A 2,665-nucleotide genomic window follows, 5' to 3' on the forward strand; every position below is an offset into this window, starting at 1 on the left:
ACGCCCTTCACGGCTTCCCCTTCGCAACCGAGACTCCCCGTACCCTAAAATGCAGCTTCCTTTAACGACCATCCAGCTCCAAGTACTCCGCTCCCGCCAGGCTCCTTTTGGTTTTGGAAAGTACTCGGTCGGTGGAGGCGCAGTTGCACGTTGAGGTAAGGGGAATAGTCAATAAAATCAAAGGTCTGATTTATCTATTTTCGCCGTGATTTCGTGCCGCATGATGTCAGGCGTGAAATTTCTCGTGTGCAAGTGGAACGGCGTTCGGTTCGACGGCAACACATGGCATTCGGTGCAAGTGCTGGACTGCACGGGAAGCACGGTCGAAGCGCATGGACTCAAGGGGCTGGACGTGGATTTCACAGGCAGCTATTTCGAGCATCTGGCATTCGAGGACACGGAAATCAACGGCGGGCATTGAGTCGAGCGCGTGACCTTACGGCCTCCCGCCAGAGCGCGCGACGCGAACATCGGACAGGCGTCGCCCCCTCCCAGTTTTTTTCTCGTCAACAACCACAAAAAACATCATTTCGCCCACGCGGGCCTGTCAGCAGAATGTCTCCATTCCCACTCGCGCAACGACACGAGCGTCGCAGCGAGCCGCACTTCAAGGAGACAGCCGTGGCAGTGGAAACAACCTCAATCGATACGCTGGTCGTCGGAGCCGGGCAGGCCGGCGTGGCCATGAGCGAGCACCTGGGCAAGCTCGGCGTGCCGCATCTCGTGCTGGAGCGCGACCGCATCGCCGAGCGCTGGCGCACCGGGCGCTGGGATTCGCTGGTCGCGAACGGCCCCGCGTGGCACGACCGTTTTCCGGGGCTCGAATTCGACGGCCTCGATCCCGATGCGTTCGCATCGAAGGACCAGGTCGCCGATTATTTCGAAGCCTATGCGCGCAAGTTCAATGCGCCGATCCGCACCGGCGTCGAAGTGAAGAACGTCGTGCGCAACACGGGCAAGCCGGGTTTCATCGTCGACACCTCGGACGGCACGATCGAGGCGAACCGCGTGGTCGTCGCGACGGGCCCGTTCCAGCGCCCGGTCATCCCGCCGATCGCGCCGGACGATGGCGGCCTCATGCAAATCCACTCGGCCGATTATCGCAACCCGGCGCAATTGCCCGATGGCGCGGTGCTGGTGGTCGGTGCGGGTTCGTCGGGCGTGCAGATCGCCGACGAGCTGCAGCGCGCGGGCCGGCAGGTCTATCTGTCGGTCGGCCCGCATGACCGCCCGCCGCGCGCGTATCGCGGCCGTGACTTCTGCTGGTGGCTCGGCGTGCTCGGCGAATGGGACAAGGAAGTCGCGACGCCCGGACGCGAACACGTGACGATCGCGGTGAGCGGCGCGCGCGGAGGCCACACGGTCGATTTCCGCGCCCTCGCGCACCAGGGCGTAACGCTCGTGGGGCTGACGAAGGCGTTCGACGGCGGCGTCGCGGTGTTCGAGCGCGATCTCGCGACCAATCTCGCCCGCGGCGACGAGAACTACCTGGCGTTGCTCGATGCGGCCGACGCGTACGCGGCGCGCAACGGCCTCGACCTGCCCGAAGAACCTGAAGCCCGCCGCATCCTGCCGAATCCGGATTGCGTCACGCAGCCGATCCTCGCGCTCGACCTGGCCGGCGCCGGCGTCACGTCGATCGTCTGGGCGACGGGCTACGCGGTCGACTACGGCTGGCTGAACGTCGACGCGTTCGCCGCGAACGGCAAGCCGCAGCATCAGCGCGGCGTGTCGACGGAGCCGGGCATCTATTTTCTTGGTCTGCCGTGGCTGTCGCGGCGCGGCTCCAGCTTCATCTGGGGCGTGTGGCACGACGCGAAACACATCGCCGACCACATCGTCACGCAGCGCAAGTACCTCGATTACCACGACGCGTCGCGACGTCGCGCGCAAACGCGTACCGCGCACGGCGAAGCTGCGCACGGAGCGCGGGCCGATGCACGCCCCATGGTCGACGCGATCGACTGATGCGCGCTCGCGCCACGGCCCGCGCCCGGCAAGAAGCCCGGACGCGGTGAAACGGCTACCCGGCTACCAGAACCCCGCCGCGCCGCGACCGCTCCCGGCGCGGCGGGTGAACCCACCGTCATTCGAAGGACCTCGATGAGCCAGCCTACCCACACCCGTATCCGCATGTTCAATACGAAGGATACCTACCCGAACCAGACGCTCGACAACGACCTGTGCCAGGCCGTGCGCGCCGGCAACACCGTCTACGTGCGCGGCCAGGTCGGCACCGATTTCGACGGCAACCTGATCGGCCTCGGCGATCCGCGCGCGCAGGCCGAGCAGGCGATGAAGAACGTGAAGCAGTTGCTCGAGGAAGCCGGCAGCGACATCACGCACATCGTGAAGACGACGACCTACCTGATCGACCCGCGCTATCGCGAGTCCGTGTATCAGGAAGTCGGCAAGTGGCTGAAAGGCGTCTACCCGATTTCGACGGGGCTCGTCGTTTCGGCGCTCGGCCAGCCGCAGTGGCTGATGGAGATCGACGTGATCGCGGTGATCCCGGACAACTGGCAGCCGAACCGCGCATAGGAGAATGAAATGAACGCGTCCCACCCATGCACGTGAGAGCAAAGAGGGGTGGATCCTCACGGGCCAACGGCATCGATGTGCCCAGGTGGAAAATGCACGCATTTCCCGGCAACCGGAGGATCCA

3 protein-coding genes are annotated in these 2,665 nt (G+C 64.9%); all 3 read left to right on the forward strand.

The annotated features are described in order from the left end of the window. Window positions 1-232: 232 nt before the first annotated feature. Window positions 233-421 carry a hypothetical protein gene (locus HWX25_RS32440; RefSeq protein ID WP_244138829.1) on the forward strand — a complete coding sequence of 63 codons (189 nt, stop codon included), beginning with the start codon at window positions 233-235 and terminating at the stop codon, window positions 419-421. Window positions 422-621: 200 nt separating this feature from the next. Beyond that, window positions 622-1,968, forward strand: coding sequence for an NAD(P)/FAD-dependent oxidoreductase (locus HWX25_RS32445; protein WP_175912654.1), 1,347 nt, complete (start codon window positions 622-624; stop codon window positions 1,966-1,968). 135 nt (window positions 1,969-2,103) lie between these two features. Further along, on the forward strand, window positions 2,104-2,541 hold the full coding sequence (locus HWX25_RS32450) for a RidA family protein (RefSeq protein ID WP_175912656.1): 438 nt from the start codon (window positions 2,104-2,106) through the stop codon (window positions 2,539-2,541). The last annotated feature ends 124 nt before the right edge of the window (window positions 2,542-2,665 follow it).

The sequence above is a fragment of the Burkholderia sp. BCC1640 genome, from assembly GCF_902833125.1.
In the GTDB taxonomy this organism is placed as follows: domain Bacteria; phylum Pseudomonadota; class Gammaproteobacteria; order Burkholderiales; family Burkholderiaceae; genus Burkholderia; species Burkholderia diffusa.

Coding starts and splice junctions, on each gene's coding strand:
- HWX25_RS32450 (WP_175912656.1), top strand. CDS start 2,104: ATGAGCCAGCCTACCCACACCCGTATCCGCATGTTCAATACGAAGGAT.